Source organism: Rhodovulum iodosum, from assembly GCF_041020385.1.
GTDB classification, from domain to species: domain Bacteria; phylum Pseudomonadota; class Alphaproteobacteria; order Rhodobacterales; family Rhodobacteraceae; genus Rhodovulum; species Rhodovulum iodosum.
In genome coordinates this window covers 1128861-1144398 of the sequence record NZ_JBEHHI010000001.1, presented here as the reverse complement: position 1 = coordinate 1144398, position 15538 = coordinate 1128861, and the positions used below count along the sequence as shown (strand labels likewise).

The window sequence follows — 15538 nt, the reverse complement described above, 5'->3', positions numbered from 1 at the left end:
ATGCGGGGTCTGAACACAACAAACCCCCGGGCAGGGCCTCGGGGGTCGTCGCTTGGGGCGCAAGGGCCCCGGTTCGCCTGTCGACGGGCTTAGAGCAGCCCTTCGCGCTGGGCTTTCTTGCGCGCCAGCTTGCGGGCACGGCGGATGGCCTCGGCCTTCTCGCGCGCTTTCTTCTCGGAGGGTTTCTCGAAATGCTGCTTGAGCTTCATCTCGCGGAACACGCCCTCGCGCTGAAGTTTCTTCTTCAGCGCACGAAGCGCCTGGTCGACATTGTTGTCGCGAACGCTAACCTGCATGTGGTTGTCACCACCTTTCTAGTCTGGAATTTCAAGTCAAAGCAGGAGGTGGCCGTATAGCAAAGCGTCACTAGCTTGTCTATAGACCGACTCGATCACGAGGAGAGCCTTTCGATGACCGATCTGCCCAACGGAATGGACGAAATCAAGGACCGCCTGCTCGACGCCGCGCTGATGCACGTGCCCTTCGACGGCTGGAGCGAGGCGGCCTTTCGCGCGGCCATCGCAGACGCCGAGATAGAGCCGGCGCTGGCGCGTGCCGCCTGCCCGCGCGGCGCCGTCGACCTGGCGCTGGCCTACCACGCCCGCGGCGACGACGAGATGGTGCGCCGCCTGGCCGAGACCGATCTCAGTGCGCTCCGGATGCGCGACCGGATCGCCACCGCGATCCGCTTCCGGCTGGAAACCGTGGATGACAAGGAGGCGGTGCGCCGCGGTGCCACGCTGTTCGCGCTGCCCCAATACGCCGCCGACGGGGCCCGCGCGCTGTGGCAGACGGCCGACCGTATCTGGACGGTGCTGGGCGACAGCTCTGACGACGTCAACTGGTACACCAAGCGCGCCTCGCTTTCGGCTGTCTATAGTTCCACGGTTCTCTATTGGCTGGGTGACGAGACGCCGGGCGCCCACGCGACTTGGGAGTTCCTGGGCCGCCGCATCGACGGCGTGATGCGGTTCGAGAAATTCAAGGCGCAGGTGAACGGCGCCAAGCTGCTCAAACCCTTCCTGATCGGGCCGAACTGGCTGGCGCGCCAGATCAAGCCGCCGCACAAGCCCGCGCAGATGGGCCTGCCCGGCACGCTGAAGCCGCAGGGGGCGGAGTGACGTCAGACCTGCCCTCCGCCATGCGCGCGGTCGAAATCTCCGCTCCCGGCGGCCCCGAGGTGCTGCGGCTGACCGAACGCCCGGTGCCACGGCCCGGCCCGGGCGAGATCGTGATCCGCCTCGCCTTTGCCGGGGTCAACCGGCCCGATGCGTTGCAGCGGGCGGGCCTATACAACCCGCCGCCATGGGCCTCTGACCTGCCGGGGCTGGAGGGCGCGGGCGAGGTCGCGGCCATCGGACCAGGGGTCAGCGGCTGGGCAGTGGGCGACCAGGTCTGCGCGCTGCTGCCCGGGGGCGGCTATGCCGAGTACGTGGCCACGCCGGCGGCCCATGCCCTGCCGGTGCCCGCCGGGCTGGGCCTGAAGGCGGCCGCCTGCCTGCCCGAGACCTTCTTTACCGTCTGGTCCAACGTCTTCATGCGCGGCGGGCTCAAGGCCGGCGAACGCTTCCTCGTTCATGGCGGGTCGTCCGGCATCGGCACCACGGCGATCCAGCTGGCCCACGCCTTTGGCGCGCGGGTCTTTGCCACTGCCGGCAGCCCCGAGAAATGCGCCGCCTGCGCCCGTCTCGGCGCGGCGCGGGCGATCAATTACCGCGAGGAGGATTTCGTCGAGGTGCTGCGCGCCGAAGGCGGTGCCGACCTGATCCTCGACATGGTGGGCGGCGAGTACCTGCCGCGCAACGTCAAGGCGCTGGCCGACGAGGGGCGCCTGGTGCAGATCGCCTTTCTCCAGGGGCCGAAGGTTGCATTGAACTTTGCCCAGGTGATGATGCGGCGGCTGACCATTACCGGCTCGACCCTGCGCCCGCAGTCGGACCTGGCCAAGGCGCGCATCGCCGAACAGCTGCGCGCGACTGTCTGGCCGCTGATCGATTCGGGCCGAGTCGCCCCGGTGATCGACTCCGATTACCCGCTGGCCGAGGCCCAGAGCGCCCACGAGCGCATGGAAAGCTCGGCCCATATCGGAAAGATCGTGCTGTCGATCTGACGCAATCCCGCCCAGAGCCTGCCATCGTTTCGCCACAGGGGCATAGTCGGCCGCTGTTTTGTAACGCATTGGAAACACTCAGTTTCGGGGCGTTTCAGGCATTAACTCGGCGTAAATGTGGCGATAAGGTGTCAGACATGTAAGCACCTGCTCGTTTCGACATGACCAATTCCTAGGTTCGGGTGTCTGTCCATGTAGGTACCGCGCTATTTCGCGCGATTTTGGTGAGGGTAATGCCGAGCCCTGTGGCTGCCTGGTGCGGCAGCAGGCCAAGGCTAAAGAGGCCGGCCACCCAGGCCGGTGCGTAACCAGTGCTTGGGTAGGGCGGCGGGCGGGGTTTCCCCGTCCGCCGTTCGGTTTTTGGGGGTCAGTCGACCGGCGGCATCAACGCGCCGTTCAGGCGGCAATCGTCGTCGATATCCTCGCCGCAGCGCCGTGGTACGAGGTCGCGGGTGAGGCAAAGCCGCGCTTCCTGGATGCGGCCGTTCTTGCAGGTGATCGTCAGCATGTCCGCGGCCCAGCCGGGATTGGCCGCGAGGAACGCGTCTTCGACCACGCGCGCGGGCAGGCGCACGGTCTTTGGCAGCTTGCGAAACACCTCTGGCCGCGTCACCGCCTCGTAGGCGCGGCGGGCCGCGTCGAAATAGGCATCGGCGGTCAGCCCCGAGCAGCGGCCGTGCTTTTTCCACTGGTGCCAGGCCAGGCCCGCGCTGCCCATGATGTCGGTCATCGCGCGGGTGTCGGCCCGCGACGGGTCGCGCCGGGGCGTGCGGCAAAAGCTTGGCCAGCCTTCCTCGTATTGCGGCCAGAGGCCGTGCAGCATCCAGCCCAGCCCACGCCCCGGCGCGCATTGCGGCGCATCGCGCCGGGCGCCTTCGGACGCGCACCAGCCCGGCGACCAGCTGAGCGACAGCACGTAATAGTCGAACCGCCCGGCCCGCTCGTCCTCGGCGCGGGCGAGCGTGGCAGACAGGATCAGCAGCACCAGCCAGCGCATTTTCTCTTTTCTCCGAACTCCGGCGTGACTATATAGCCTGACAACCTCCCCGAAAACGAGGACCCGCGCCAGACCGGCGCAGCCGTTTTCCCGGCGCGGGAGAGATGTGGTCTAAAGGAGTAGCCCGATGAACAAGCCGATCATGGCGAAAGCCACCGCCGTGTGGCTGGTCGACAATACCACGCTGAGCTTCAGGCAGATCGCCGAATTCTGCGGCCTTCACGAGCTTGAGGTGCAGGGCATCGCCGACGGCGACGTGGCAACAGGCGTCAAGGGATTCGATCCGATCACCAACAACCAGCTTGAGCAGGCGGAGATCGACAAGGGCGAGGCCGATCCGGCCTACACGCTCAAGCTCAAGTTCAACCCCGCCGCGCTGGGCGAGGAAAAGCGGCGGGGGCCGCGTTATACGCCGCTCAGCAAGCGGCAGGACCGGCCCAACGCGATCTTGTGGCTGGTCAAGTTCCACCCCGAGCTGACCGACGGCCAGATCGCCAAGCTGGTGGGCACCACCAAGCCCACGATCCAGACGATCCGCGAGCGCACGCACTGGAACATCGCCAACATGCAGCCGATCGACCCGGTGGCGCTGGGCCTGTGCAAGCAGTCCGAGCTGGACGCGGCGGTGCAGAAGGCGGCGAAGAAGAAAGAGGCCGAAGGCGCGCTGATGTCGGATGACGAACGGCGCAAGCTGGTATCGACCGAGCAGTCGCTGGAGATGGAGACCGAACCGAAGATCCCGACCGCGATCTCGGGGCTGGAAACCTTCACGCTGGGTGGCAGCGACGACGACGAGAAGCAAGACGACCTGCCCGACGCCGACAGCCTGTTCAACCTGCCCGACAACGACGACGACGACGACGAGGACGAAGACAAGGGCGGCCGGTAAGCCCGGCCCCCCTCACAGCCCCTTTCGGGCCTTGAGAGCGGCGCTGATCGTGCCGTCGTCGAGATAGTCCAGCTCGCCGCCGATGGGCACGCCCTGGGCCAGCGACGTGACGCGCACGCCGGTGCCCTCCAACTCGTCGGCGATGTAATGGGCGGTGGTCTGGCCGTCGACCGTGGCGTTGAGGGCGAGAATGATCTCGCCGATGGCCTCGTCCCGCACCCGCGCGATCAGCTGGGGGATGCGCAACTCTTCCGGCCCCACCGATTCCAGCGCCGACAGCGTGCCGCCCAGCACATGGTAGCGCCCCTTGAAGGCCTGCCCCCGCTCCATCGCCCAGAGGTCGGCCACGTCCTCGACGACGCAGATCTCGCCGGTGGTGCGGCGCGCGTCGGCGCAGATATCGCAGATATCCCCGGTACCGATATTGCCGCAAACGGTGCATTCGCGCACCGAGGCCGCGACGGCGTGCATCCTGTCGGCCAGGGGCATCAAGAGCACCGCGCGCTTCTTGATGAGGTGCAGAACGGCACGGCGGGCCGACCGGGGCCCCAGCCCCGGCAGCCGCGCCATCATCTCGATCAGCGCCTCGATGTCGCGCCCTGCATCGGCCAATGCGTTATACCGGCAGGTCCATCCCCGCGGGCAGCCCCATCTCTTCGGTCAGCTTGCGGGTTTCTTCCTTGGCGGTCTCCATCGCCTTTTCCTGCGCGTCCTTGATCGCGGCGAGGATCAGGTCTTCGACCACTTCCTTTTCCTCGGCATTAAAGATCGACGAATCTATATCGAGGCCGGTCAGCGTGCCCTTGGCCGTCGCCGTGGCCTTGACCAGCCCCGCGCCGCTTTCGCCCACAACGGTCATGCGGGCCAGGTTATCCTGCAACTCGGCCATCTTGCCCTGCATTTCCTGCGCGGCCTTCATCATCTTGGCCATGTCGCCCAGGCCGCCCAATCCCTTGAACATCTCGCTCTCCTTTTGCGTTCAGCTGTCTTCGAACGGGTCCCATTCATCCTCGACCTCGGGCAGCGCCTCGGCGGCGGCCGCCTGGGTGAGGGCGTCGGGGGTTTTTATGTCGGTGATCCGCGCCTTGGGGAAGGCGTCAAAAACGGCGCGGACCAGCGGGTGCTCTTTTGCCTCGGCCTCCAGGCTCAGCCGCTCGGCGTCGCGGGTCTCGGCGATGGTGGGGCCGCCGCCCGTGGCCTCGACCGACACTGCCCAGCGATACCCCGTCCAGGCCTTCAGCCGGTCCGAGAGGCGCGCGGCAAGATCGCGGGGCGCGTCGGACGTGGGCTCGAACGCGATGCGGCCGGGCGAATAGCTGACCAGCCGCACCCCGGTTTCCACATCGATCAAGAGCTTGGGCTCGCGGTTGGCGCGGATCAACTCGACCACATGATCGAAGCTGGCGTAGTGGGCAAGCGCCGTCTCGGGCTGGGTGGCAAGCGCGGTGGCGGGCCCGCCGCCGCCCCTGGGCGCGCGGAGCGCGGCATGGCCCTGGGCCCCGGTGGGGGGGCTGCCGCCGGCGGGCCGATGCGCGCCGCCGCCACCGCCCGGCTGCGGCGGCGGAGCGTCCTGCAGCCGCCGCACCAGATCTTCGGGGGTGGGAAGCGTCGAGACATGGGTCAGCCGGATCACCGCCATCTCGGCGGCCATCATCGCGTTGGGCGCCATCGCGACCTCTTCCAGCGCCTTCAGCAGCATCTGCCACATCCGCGTCAGCACCCGCATGTGCAGCGCCTTGGCCATGGTCTGGCCGCGCGTGCGTTCGTCTGGCGAAACGGTGGGGTCGTCGGCGGCCTCGGGCGTGATCAGGATCACGCTCAGCCAATGGGTGATCTCGGCCAGGTCGCGCAGCACGGCCATCGGGTCGGCCCCGTCGGCATATTGCGCCGACAGTTCGGTCAGTGCGCCGGCGGTGTCGCCCTTGACGATCAGTTCGAACAGGTCCAGCACGCGGCCCCGGTCGGCCAGCCCCAGCATCGCGCGCACCTCGTCGGCCGTGGTCTCGCCCGCGCCCTGGGAAATCGCCTGGTCCAGCAGGCTCATCGCGTCGCGGACCGAGCCTTCGGCGGCGCGCGTGATCAGCCCCAGCGCCTCGTCCGAGATCGGTGCGCTTTCCAGCCCGGCGATCTGTTTGAGATGCGCGATCATCACCTCGGGTTCGATCCGGCGCAGGTCGAACCGCTGGCAGCGCGACAGCACGGTGACCGGCACCTTGCGGATTTCGGTGGTGGCGAAGATGAACTTCACATGCGCGGGCGGCTCTTCCAGCGTCTTCAAGAGCGCGTTGAACGCGCTCGTGGACAGCATGTGAACCTCGTCGATGATGTAGATCTTGTAGCGCGCCGAGGCGGCGCGATAGGCGACGCTGTCGATGATCTCGCGGATGTCGCCCACGCCGGTGCGGCTGGCCGCGTCCATCTCCATCACGTCGACGTGCCGCCCCTCGGCGATGGCCACGCAATGCTCGCAGTGCCCGCAGGGCTCGGTCGTCGGGCCGCTTTCGCCGTCGGGCCCGATGCAGTTCATGCCCTTGGCGATGATCCGGGCGGTGGTGGTCTTGCCCGTCCCCCGGATGCCCGTCATGATGAACGCCTGCGCGATCCGGTCGGCGGCAAACGCGTTTTTCAGCGTGCGCACCATCGCGTCCTGGCCGATCAGGTCGGCAAAGGTGGCGGGGCGGTATTTGCGGGCGAGCACCTGATAGCCGGTGCCGGGCGTGTCGGGCATGAGCGTTCTCGGATTCGCGGACCGGGGCTCAGGGTAGGGGGCGCGGCCGCCGGCGTCCAGCGGCAGGCGCATGTCCCGGCCGCGGTCAAAGTGTCTGGGTGGCGATGGCGCCGCCGTAGATCCCGAGGATCAAGAGGCTTTCGACCCCGATCCCGGCGGGGCCGTGGCGTTGACGGTAGAGCATTCCCAGGATCAGGACCGCCGTCATCATCATGCCCACGACCAGCCAGAAGAGGTCGGGCGTGCCGATGGCGTGGTAGATCGAGCCGTCGCGATAGCCGACATCCGAAAAGGTCAGAAACAAGACGTCGAACGTGTTGCCGCCGATGATGCCGCCGACGGCCAGTTGCAGCGCACCGCGCCGGATCGCGCCCAGCGTCGTGACGAGTTCGGGCAGCGAGGTGATGACCGCGGTCATCAGCGCCCCCACCATCGAGGCGTTGAGGTCGAAACGTGCGGTAAGTTCGGCGGCCCCCAGCGACAAGGCCCAGCCAGCGGTGGCCATCGCGGCCATGAGCCCGGCAAAGACCAGCACCAGAACGGCGGTCCGGCGCGGTTCGGGGTCATCCTCGTCGGGCACGTCCTCGCGGGTATCGCGGGTGCGGACCGGTCGCCACATCGGCGCCTCGCGCACCCGCTGGGTGGCAATACTGCCCACCGCGAATAGCACGACGAGCAGCGCCGAGACCGGATGCACCGACCAGAACGAAAGCTCGGGCAAGGTGTAGGCCGCCAACGGCAGCGTCAGCATCAGCAGCAGGAGCGCGCCTTGAAAGACATTTGCCAGCTCGGCCGCCGCGTGTTCCAGGTTGGCCTTGCGGTGCAGCAGGTCGGCCAACGCCAGAAAGGCGGTTTGCGCCGCGATGCCGCCGATGCCGTTGGAAAAGGCCAGCGAGGCGTGCCCATCAAGCGCGGCGGTCACCGATACCACCGTGCCGGACAACGACGTTGCCGCCCCTAGCAGGACGCCGCCCACCACCGCCTCGCCCAGCCCGCTGCGGTCGGCCAGACGGTCGGCGAGGGCGGTCATTCTGAGCCCGCATAGCAAAATGACGAGTGCCGCGGCGGCACAGACGCCCAAGAGCGCCCCGACAGGCAGGTCTGAAATCATCGGGATGAGCATAAGGCGTTCCGCGACGCGACCACAGTGGGAAATGCCTGCCTGGGGTGCGTCGCCGGACGTGTCGGGGAAAGGTGAGAGGTTGGACAGCGACCCGAACGGGGCTCGCTACGGCTGCTTCCTTCCGGACCTGACCGGGTTGGCGAGGCGCTCGCCCGCGCCAACCTCTCGAGCGGATACATAAGCGTCACGCCACGGATTCGCAAGCCTGGGGCGCGGCCAGCCGGGCGCGTTGCTCGCGCAGGATGGCGGCCCTCCTGCGCAAACCCTCTGCCCGGACAGAGGTGCGGCGCCTGTTTGTCACGTGGCCTCGCGCTCGGCCCAGCCGGCGAAGATGCGTTCGAGGAAGACGACCACGTAAAACAGCACGATCCCGAGGAAGGCCAGCGCGATCAGCACGGCAAACATCAGCGGGTAATCGGCGCTGATCTTGCCGCTGTCGAAGAGGTGGCCCAGCCCCTTGCCGTGGGGCTCGACGATTTCCATCAGGTTGGTGCCGATGAAGGCCAGTGTCACCGCAACCTTCAGCGCCCCGAAGAATTCGGGCAGGGTTTTCGGCAGGGCGATCTTCCAGAAGATCGTGAGTTTGGATGCCCCCAGCGACCGCAGGATATCGCGGTATTCGGGCTCAAGCGTCGACAGCCCGATGGAGACCGACACCGCGATGGGAAAGAACGAGATCAGGAAGGCGATCAGCACCGTGTTCATGTCATGCTGGCCCACGAACATCAGCGCGATGATCGGCACCACGGTCGCCTTGGGAATCGCGTTGAACCCGACCAGCAGCGGATAGAGCGCGTCGCGCATGGTGCGCGAAAAACCCATGACCATCCCGAGGCCCACGCCGAACACCACGGCAAGGCTGAGCCCCGCCACCGTGCGCCAGAGCGTCTGCCAGCCGTATTCGAGAAACAGCCAGCGGAATTTCCAGAACGCGGGCCAGAGATCCGACGGCGAGGCCATCTTGTAGTTGGGCCAGCCCTGCACCCAGACCAAGAGTTCCCACAGCACCAGGACGACGACCATGGCGATGGCCGGCACGGCGACCTTTCTCAGGCTCATGCGGCACCCTCCTGGGGCGCGCGCCCCTGGGCGATGCGGATCTGGTCGCGCAGGATGTGCAGCATATCGACCGCGCGGGGTTCATAGAGCACGTCAAGCGTGCGGTCCTGCGGCAGGCCCACCTTCAGCACGTATTGCGCCGTGGCCGGGCGCCCCGACAGCACCACCACCTCGTCGGCGAGAAACACGCTTTCGCGCAGGTCGTGGGTGATCAGAAGCGCGGTGAAGGGTTCCTTCATCCGCAAATCATGCATCGTCTGCCACAGATCTTCGCGGGTAAAGGCGTCGAGCGCGCCGAAGGGTTCGTCCATGATCAGCACGTCGGGCTTGTGCACGATGGCCCGGCAGAGCGAGGCGCGCTGGCGCATGCCGCCCGAGAGTTCCGAGGGGCGCTTGCCTTCGAACCCGTCAAGCCCCACGAGCGACAGCAATTCCTCCGCCCGGGCGATGCGGTCGCGCCGGGGCATGGACGGGGCCACGATTTCCAGCGGCAAGATCACGTTTTGCAGGATCGACCGCCATTCCAGCAGCACCGGGTTCTGAAACGCCATTCCCACGGTCTTGCGCGGGCTCGTCACCCGCTCGCCATGCAGCCATACCTCGCCGCGGTCGGGCTTCATCAACCCCGCGATCAGCCGGGTCAGCGTGGACTTGCCGCAGCCCGAGGGGCCCACCACGGCACAGAAATCGCCCTCCGGCACCACAAGGCTGAGGTCGTCCAGCACAGGCAGGGGGCCTGTAGCGGTCTGGTAGGCATGGGTCACGCCCTTGATCTCGATCAGCGCCTCGCCCATCGCGGCCTCGTGTGACTTTTGAAAATCGGCGCCTCCGGCGGCGCGATCCCGACATGACGAAGGGAGGAGAAGAAAGACCGAAACCACGGTCGCCGGAGGCAATCCCGAGCGGGGGAGAGAGGCACCCGCGCGGGAATTGGGTCAGTCGAGGGGGAAATTGCCCTCGGGCAGGTAGGCGTCGGTAAAATAGAGCGACGCGTCGGGCGCGTTCTTGAACACGTAGGTCTCGGCGACCTGTTCCAGCGCCTTTTCCATGCGCTCGGGGTCGATCCCGCCCATGCCGTTGGCCTTGGTGTAGTCGGTCACCACGTTGGCCGCGATGGCCAGCTCCAGCCGGCGCTGTTCCAGCGCGACATCCGCCGCGGGGTTGCGCGCGGCCACGGCCTCGGCACCCATTTCTGGGTCGGCGATGACGTCCTTCCAGCCCGCGGCCACGGCCCCGAGGAAGCCCTCGACCAGCTCGGGGTTGGCCTCGGCGAAATCGGTATTGACGATGATCGCGTTGCCGTAAAGCGCAAGGCCGTAATCGGCCATCAGGATGGTCGAGATGTCGTCCTCGGGCACGCCGAGACGGACGAGGTTGAGATAGGACGAGAAGGAAAAACCGGTGACGGCGTCGACCTTGCCCTCGGCCAGCATCGGCTCGCGGGTCGGAAAGCCCACCGGCTCGACCGTGATCTTGCTCATGTCCAGGTCGTTGGCGGTGGCGAAGGCCGGGAACTGGGCCCAGGCGCCGTCGGGCGGCGGCGCGCCCAGCACCTTGCCCTCAAGGTCTTTCGGGGCCTCGATGCCCAGCGACTTGCGGCCGACCACGGCAAAGGGCGGCTTGTCGTAGATCATCATGACGGCGATGACCGGGGCGCCGGGGTTCTGGTCGAGGAACTTGATCAGCGAATTGATATCGGCAAAGCCCATGGGGAACGCGCCGGTCGCAACCTTCGGGATGGCGTCGAGCGAGCCTTGGCCGGCCGATACCTCGACATCGAGTCCGGCCTCGGCGAAATGGCCATTGTCGATGGCGGCGAAATAGGCGGCCGAGGGGCCTTCGAACTTCCAGTCCAGCGCGAAGGGCACCTCGGTTTGTGCCAGCGCGGGTGTGGCGGCAAGCGTCGCGGCGGCGGCCAGCGCGGCCAGGGTCTGTCTCAGCATCGGGACCTCCTCGTCACTATTTGAGCCAGACTGCGCGAGCGGCCGGGCAAGCGGGAGGGGCGGCGCGCGCCGCCTGCGGGCCGGATGCGCAAAACAAGGCGGCGCGCCGTTGGATTGAGCGCGCCGCCTGTTATTTGGGCGAAAGTTGATCTAAAGCGCGATGCGGAACCGGGCAAAGCCGTCTGGCCCGTCGCCGGCGGGCTGGACGTTCAGACCCGGCACGCCGTCGGCATAGGCCGCCGCGCGCGGGCCGGTGTCGAACAGCACGGTGGTGCCCGGCATCGGGGCAAAGCGCCAGTTGCCGTCGGCGGCGGGGTTGATCGTCCCCTGTTCCACGATGAAGCGCACGATCACGTCGCGGTTGGTATCGGGGCCTTCGAAGATCACCGTGTCGCCCTTGGCGCCGGGGAAGTCGCCGCCGCCGCCGGCGCGGTAGTTGTTGGTGGCGATGACGAATTCCATGTCGTCGGTTACCGGCTGGCCCCGCCAGGTCAGGTTTACGATCCGGCTGGCCTCGGGGTTCAGCGGTTTGCCCTTGGCGTCGAAGCGCGAGGGCTGGCTGAGGTCGATCTGGTACTCGACCCCGTCGATCACGTCGAAATTGTAGCTGGGGAAATCGGGGTTCAGCAGCACCTGGTCCTGCGCGCCCGGCGTGATCTGGTTGAACATCCCCGCCGAGCGTTCCAGCCAACCCTTCAACTGCGCGCCGTTCACCCGCACCGCGCGCACCGTGTTGGGGTAGAGGTACAGGTCGGCCACGTTCTTGATCGCCACGTCGCCCACGGGCACGTCGGTGTAATAGTCCGGCCCGCCCCGGCCCCCGGCCTTGAAGGGCGCGGCGGCCGACAGCAGCGGCAGCCCTTCGTGCGCGGTGCCCTTCAGCATCTGGGCGATGTACCATGTCTGCGCGTTCGAGACGATCTGCACCGAGGGGTCATCGGCCACCAGCGCGAAATAGCTGTGCAAGGGGGCTGCCGTCTTGCCCACGGCGCGGCGGACATAGGCCAGCGTCTCTTGATGCTCTTTTGCCACCGCGTCCAGCACATGGGGCTGGCTTTCGACCAGTGGCGTGATCGAGCGGTCTTCGTTACGGCGCGCGATGGGGCGCAGCGCGCTTTCATGGGCCACGATCCGCCATGCGCCCCCGTCGCGTTCCAGCATAAGGTCGATCACCCCCAGGTGCGAGCCCCAGAAGCCGCCCATCACCGCGGGTTTGCCATGGATCGTGCCCTTGTCGGCCTCCACGCCGGGCAGGTCCGCGAAGGCGGGGCCGGGGAAGGGCAGGTGCTGGTGGCCGGTCATCACCGCGTCGATCCCGTCGACCGCGGCCAGCGGGATCGAGGCGTTTTCCTGCCCGGCCACATGGTCGGCCTCGCCGAGGCCGGAATGGCTGAGCGCGACGATGATGTCGGCGCCCTCTTCCTTCATCTGCGGCACCCAGGCGCGGGCGGTCTCGACGATATCGCGCGCGGCGACGCGGCCCTCCAGATGCCGCCGGTCCCAGGTCATGATCTGCGGCGGGACGAACCCGATCAGGCCCACCTTGATCGGGTGCGCGTTGCCGGCGCCGTCGGTCAGGGTCCTTTCCAGGATGATATAGGGTTTCACCAGCCCGGTATCGGCGGTGGGGCTTGCCCCCAGCGTCTTGGCGATATTGGCCGAGATCACCGGGAACGCGGCCCCGGCCAGCGATTTCATCAGGAAATCGAGCCCGTAATTGAACTCGTGGTTGCCCAGCGTCGAGGCGTCGAAGCCCACCGCGTTCATCGCCGCGATCACCGGGTGCAGGTCGCCCTCGCGCATCCCCCGCTCATAGGCGATGTAATCGCCCATCGGGTTGCCCTGCAGGAAATCGCCGTTGTCCAGCAGCATCGAATTGGCCGCCGCGGCGCGGATATCGGCGATATGCGCCGCAGTGCGGGCCAGCCCCACCGTGTCGACAGGCCTGTCCGCGTAATAGTCGTAGGGAAAGACATGCACGTGCAGGTCGGTCGTTTCCATCAGGCGCAGATGGGCCTGGTTGGCGGCAGCCAGGGCCGAGAAGGGATGCAGCGCGATCAAGGATGCCCCCGCGGCGGTGCCGGCCAGAAAGGCGCGGCGGTTGACGGTCGATGTCCGGTGGGTGGTCATTGGGTGCTCCTTCGGTGTGCGGCTGCCGAGCAGACCTAGAGTACCACCATCACGGGTGTTTGACATAGAGCAGGCGGCGGCGGCCGTGCGCGGGGCAAATCGTCCCCCCACGCGCGCCTCGGCGATTGCCCTGCGCCGCCCCCCGTGGCAGGGACAGGGAAGTCAGCGCGAGGGACAGGCAAGGGTGCGGGCGGCAGAGACGGTGACATTCGGGGGCGGCGGGCTGGATCGGGCGGCGCATCTGCGCAGCGACCCGGGCGCGCTGGCCCGGTCATGGTCCAACGCGGCGGCGCGGGTGCTGCCGCTGTGGCGCGACAAGCCGCTGTTCGCGGGCGGGGCGCTGGGCTGGATCGAACCGCGCCACGCGCTGGTGCGCGACCGGCGCAACGGCGCGATCTTTCTGGGCCTGGCCGGCGGGGCGGCCCGTTTCGCCATCGACATGTCCGACTGGCAGCCCGAAGAGATGCCCGACACGCTGGGCGCTTTTGTCGACATCTCCGAACAGCACCATCCGGACCTGCCCGACGACCATCGCTTTGCCGAGCTGCGCCGCGGGATGACCTGGCTGACGCCGCTGGAGGCAGAGCTTGCCGCCACCGCCCGCGGGCTGATCGCCTGGCAGAAGAGTCACCGGTTCTGCGCGCGCTGCGGGGCTGACAGCGCGCTGGCGCAGGCCGGCTGGCAGCGGGTCTGCCCGGCCTGCGGCGCGCATCATTTCCCGCGCACCGACCCGGTGGTGATTATGCTGATATTGAGGGGTAATTCGGTGCTCTTGGGCCGCTCTCCCGGCTGGCCCGAAAGGATGTATTCGCTGCTCGCCGGTTTCGTCGAGCCGGGCGAGACGGTCGAGGCCGCGGTGCGCCGAGAAGTGTGGGAAGAGGCGGGCATAAAGGTGGGGCCTGTCGATTACCTGGCTTCGCAGCCCTGGCCCTTTCCGGCCTCGCTGATGATCGGGTGCCGCGGCGTGGCGACGAGCGAAACCATCACCGTCGACCCGGTGGAGATCGACGATGCGCTCTGGGTCAGCCGCGAGCGGATGCTGGCGATCTTTGCCGGCGAGGACGACACGATCCTTCCCGCGCGCCAGGGCGCCATCGCGCGGTTCATCCTGTCGCACTGGCTTGCCGACCGGCTGAGTTGACGCGAAAACGGTGCGGGGGAAAACTCTGCATGCAAAGACGCCAAGGAGAGAAGGCATGAAATTCTCGACCCGCGAAGATATCGAGGCACCGATCGAAAAGGTCTTTGCGCATCTGTCCGATTTCGAGACCCACGAGCGTGCGGTGCTGCATCGCGGCGCCCAGGTGACGCGCATCGACTGCCTGGCCGCGCCCGGCGCCGGCATGTGCTGGCTGACCAGGTTCGAGTTTCGCGGCAAGCCGCGCGAAGTGGAAACCGAACTGACCGAATACACCCCCGACGAGGCGATGGAGCTGAAGGCCGAAAGCAGCGGCCTCGTCGGCATCACCCGGATCGACCTCGTCGCGCTGTCGCCGCGCAAGACGCGTTTGGCGGTCAGCCTCGATGTCAAGCCGCAGACCATCTCGGCACGGCTGGTTCTTCAGGGCCTGCGACTGGCCAAGTCGAACCTGAGCGATCGGTTCAAGACCGGCATTGCCCGCTACGGCCGCTATATCGAGGGGGCATAACGGCAGGGCCTGTGGCCCTGTCGCGGCGCGCAAAAATATGGCGCGCGCCCTACACGATTCGATCGAACCGTTTCAACTGAACTATCTGCGCTGGGCGGTCGCCGGAGTGATCCTGTTGCCGTTTACGATACGGCATTGGCAGCCAATCGCGGCGGCTTGGGCCACGCACCCGTTGAAGTTGCTGATCCTCGGCTTTCTGGCGGTCACGGCTTTTAACTGGCTGCTCTATTCTGGCCTTCAGCACAGCAGCGCCTCGGCGGGGGGCGTCATGTTCGCACTGTCCGCTGTCATCATCGTATTTTTTTCCAGGCTGTGGCGGGGTCGCCTATTGCGCCAACGCGACATTGCCGGCGCGGCGCTCGCGGTCCTTGGCGTCGGTCTTGCCATGCTTGATGAAATGGCTCGGCTTGCCTCGTCCCATCGGCTGTACGGGCCGATTTTTTTGTTTGCGGCCTCGACAGTCTGGGCGCTCTACACGGTTTGCCTTAGGCGATGGAGCATTCCGCTGTCGCCATCTGCCTGTCTGGCCACAACGGTCTTTTCGGGCCTTGTCATCATGACCCCCGCCGCCGTTTTCATGGAGATGCCGGATCCCCGCGCCCTGCTCGACCCGGCATTGGCGAGCGGGATTTTGTTTCTGGGTGCCGGGTCTTCGGTGGCGGCGTTCTGTGCCTGGCAGGCCGGCGTCGCCCGGTTTGGGGCCGCTCGCGCGGGTGTTTTCCTGAACCTCGTTCCGGTTTTCGCCGTTCTGCTCGGTCTGGTCTTTCTCGACGAGGCGTTGACCTTGCCCAAGGCGGCAGGGGTGGCCTTGGTTTTGACTGGCCTGACATTGAATCAAACGGGAAATCGGCCCCTGTAGCCCAGGCCCCGATGCGGGCGCGCGATGGGCTCTGATCCAAGTGGCATGGGA

At 67.1% G+C, this 15538-nt stretch carries 16 protein-coding genes and 1 other RNA gene; 6 read left to right on the top strand and 11 right to left on the bottom strand.

Annotated features, from left to right (window positions below):
- Positions 1–89: 89 nt before the first annotated feature.
- Positions 90–296: a 30S ribosomal protein S21 gene (rpsU, locus tag Ga0609869_RS05590; RefSeq protein ID WP_005614280.1), complete on the bottom strand. Its 207-nt coding sequence runs from the start codon at positions 294–296 to the stop codon at positions 90–92.
- Positions 297–410: 114 nt separating this feature from the next.
- On the opposite strand from rpsU, the gene Ga0609869_RS05585 reads away from it, so the two are divergent.
- Together Ga0609869_RS05585 and Ga0609869_RS05580 are read left to right on the top strand one after the other, a co-directional pair.
- Complete coding sequence (locus Ga0609869_RS05585; protein ID WP_125405810.1) at positions 411–1121, top strand: COQ9 family protein; 711 nt, start codon at positions 411–413, stop codon at positions 1119–1121.
- An 8-nt stretch (positions 1122–1129) separates the two neighbouring features.
- Entirely contained in the window at positions 1130–2110 is a 981-nt protein-coding gene (locus Ga0609869_RS05580) for an NAD(P)H-quinone oxidoreductase (protein WP_125406338.1), read from the top strand.
- Positions 2111–2477: 367 nt separating this feature from the next.
- On the opposite strand, the gene Ga0609869_RS05575 is transcribed toward Ga0609869_RS05580, so the two are convergent.
- Positions 2478–3107, bottom strand: coding sequence for a ribonuclease T2 family protein (locus Ga0609869_RS05575; protein WP_125405813.1), 630 nt, complete (start codon positions 3105–3107; stop codon positions 2478–2480).
- A gap of 127 nt (positions 3108–3234) precedes the next feature.
- On the opposite strand from Ga0609869_RS05575, the gene Ga0609869_RS05570 reads away from it, so the two are divergent.
- Positions 3235–3996 carry a DUF1013 domain-containing protein gene (locus Ga0609869_RS05570; protein WP_125405815.1) on the top strand — a complete coding sequence of 254 codons (762 nt, stop codon included), beginning with the start codon at positions 3235–3237 and terminating at the stop codon, positions 3994–3996.
- Between the two features lie 12 nt (positions 3997–4008).
- Here the strand turns inward: Ga0609869_RS05570 and recR are convergent, their stop codons facing one another.
- The 9 genes from recR to Ga0609869_RS05525 all read right to left on the bottom strand — a co-directional run bounded on the left by recR (position 4009) and on the right by Ga0609869_RS05525 (position 12979).
- Entirely contained in the window at positions 4009–4608 is a 600-nt protein-coding gene (gene recR, locus Ga0609869_RS05565) for a recombination mediator RecR (protein WP_125405817.1), read from the bottom strand.
- 4 nt (positions 4609–4612) lie between these two features.
- Entirely contained in the window at positions 4613–4957 is a 345-nt protein-coding gene (locus tag Ga0609869_RS05560) for a YbaB/EbfC family nucleoid-associated protein (RefSeq protein WP_125405819.1), read from the bottom strand.
- Positions 4958–4975: 18 nt separating this feature from the next.
- The gene (locus Ga0609869_RS05555) at positions 4976–6724 is read right to left on the bottom strand and encodes a DNA polymerase III subunit gamma/tau (protein WP_125405822.1); all 1749 of its coding nucleotides are present in this window, start codon (positions 6722–6724) and stop codon (positions 4976–4978) included.
- A gap of 85 nt (positions 6725–6809) precedes the next feature.
- Positions 6810–7835, bottom strand: coding sequence for a sodium:calcium antiporter (locus Ga0609869_RS05550; RefSeq protein WP_125406341.1), 1026 nt, complete (start codon positions 7833–7835; stop codon positions 6810–6812).
- Between the two features lie 82 nt (positions 7836–7917).
- An RNA gene (gene ffs, locus Ga0609869_RS05545) (signal recognition particle sRNA small type) lies at positions 7918–8014 on the bottom strand.
- A gap of 130 nt (positions 8015–8144) precedes the next feature.
- Entirely contained in the window at positions 8145–8906 is a 762-nt protein-coding gene (locus Ga0609869_RS05540) for an ABC transporter permease (protein ID WP_125405825.1), read from the bottom strand.
- Positions 8903–9700: an ABC transporter ATP-binding protein gene (locus tag Ga0609869_RS05535; protein WP_125405828.1), complete on the bottom strand. Its 798-nt coding sequence runs from the start codon at positions 9698–9700 to the stop codon at positions 8903–8905. The genes Ga0609869_RS05540 and Ga0609869_RS05535 overlap by 4 nt, the downstream gene beginning before the upstream one ends.
- A 141-nt stretch (positions 9701–9841) precedes the next feature.
- A complete protein-coding gene (locus tag Ga0609869_RS05530) occupies positions 9842–10849 on the bottom strand; it encodes an ABC transporter substrate-binding protein (protein WP_125405831.1) in 1008 nt (335 codons plus the stop codon).
- 150 nt (positions 10850–10999) lie between these two features.
- On the bottom strand, positions 11000–12979 hold the full coding sequence (locus Ga0609869_RS05525) for a bifunctional 2',3'-cyclic-nucleotide 2'-phosphodiesterase/3'-nucleotidase (protein WP_125405834.1): 1980 nt from the start codon (positions 12977–12979) through the stop codon (positions 11000–11002).
- 184 nt (positions 12980–13163) lie between these two features.
- Between Ga0609869_RS05525 and nudC the strand changes: the two genes are divergently transcribed.
- Genes nudC through Ga0609869_RS05510 form a run of 3 tightly spaced genes read left to right on the top strand, consistent with a single transcriptional unit; the run spans position 13164 to position 15487 of the window.
- Positions 13164–14120, top strand: coding sequence for an NAD(+) diphosphatase (gene nudC, locus Ga0609869_RS05520; protein WP_125405837.1), 957 nt, complete (start codon positions 13164–13166; stop codon positions 14118–14120).
- A gap of 55 nt (positions 14121–14175) precedes the next feature.
- On the top strand, positions 14176–14628 hold the full coding sequence (locus tag Ga0609869_RS05515; RefSeq protein WP_125405840.1) for an SRPBCC family protein: 453 nt from the start codon (positions 14176–14178) through the stop codon (positions 14626–14628).
- A 37-nt stretch (positions 14629–14665) separates the two neighbouring features.
- On the top strand, positions 14666–15487 hold the full coding sequence (locus tag Ga0609869_RS05510; protein ID WP_125405841.1) for a DMT family transporter: 822 nt from the start codon (positions 14666–14668) through the stop codon (positions 15485–15487).
- Positions 15488–15538 lie beyond the last annotated feature (51 nt).

Coding starts and splice junctions, on each gene's coding strand:
- Ga0609869_RS05530 (WP_125405831.1), bottom strand. CDS start 10,849: ATGCTGAGACAGACCCTGGCCGCGCTGGCCGCCGCCGCGACGCTTGCC.
- rpsU (WP_005614280.1), bottom strand. CDS start 296: ATGCAGGTTAGCGTTCGCGACAACAATGTCGACCAGGCGCTTCGTGCG.
- Ga0609869_RS05535 (WP_125405828.1), bottom strand. CDS start 9,700: ATGGGCGAGGCGCTGATCGAGATCAAGGGCGTGACCCATGCCTACCAG.
- Ga0609869_RS05570 (WP_125405815.1), top strand. CDS start 3,235: ATGAACAAGCCGATCATGGCGAAAGCCACCGCCGTGTGGCTGGTCGAC.
- Ga0609869_RS05560 (WP_125405819.1), bottom strand. CDS start 4,957: ATGTTCAAGGGATTGGGCGGCCTGGGCGACATGGCCAAGATGATGAAG.
- Ga0609869_RS05525 (WP_125405834.1), bottom strand. CDS start 12,979: ATGACCACCCACCGGACATCGACCGTCAACCGCCGCGCCTTTCTGGCC.
- Ga0609869_RS05540 (WP_125405825.1), bottom strand. CDS start 8,906: ATGAGCCTGAGAAAGGTCGCCGTGCCGGCCATCGCCATGGTCGTCGTC.
- Ga0609869_RS05550 (WP_125406341.1), bottom strand. CDS start 7,835: ATGATTTCAGACCTGCCTGTCGGGGCGCTCTTGGGCGTCTGTGCCGCC.
- Ga0609869_RS05555 (WP_125405822.1), bottom strand. CDS start 6,724: ATGCCCGACACGCCCGGCACCGGCTATCAGGTGCTCGCCCGCAAATAC.
- Ga0609869_RS05510 (WP_125405841.1), top strand. CDS start 14,666: ATGGCGCGCGCCCTACACGATTCGATCGAACCGTTTCAACTGAACTAT.
- Ga0609869_RS05515 (WP_125405840.1), top strand. CDS start 14,176: ATGAAATTCTCGACCCGCGAAGATATCGAGGCACCGATCGAAAAGGTC.
- Ga0609869_RS05575 (WP_125405813.1), bottom strand. CDS start 3,107: ATGCGCTGGCTGGTGCTGCTGATCCTGTCTGCCACGCTCGCCCGCGCC.
- Ga0609869_RS05585 (WP_125405810.1), top strand. CDS start 411: ATGACCGATCTGCCCAACGGAATGGACGAAATCAAGGACCGCCTGCTC.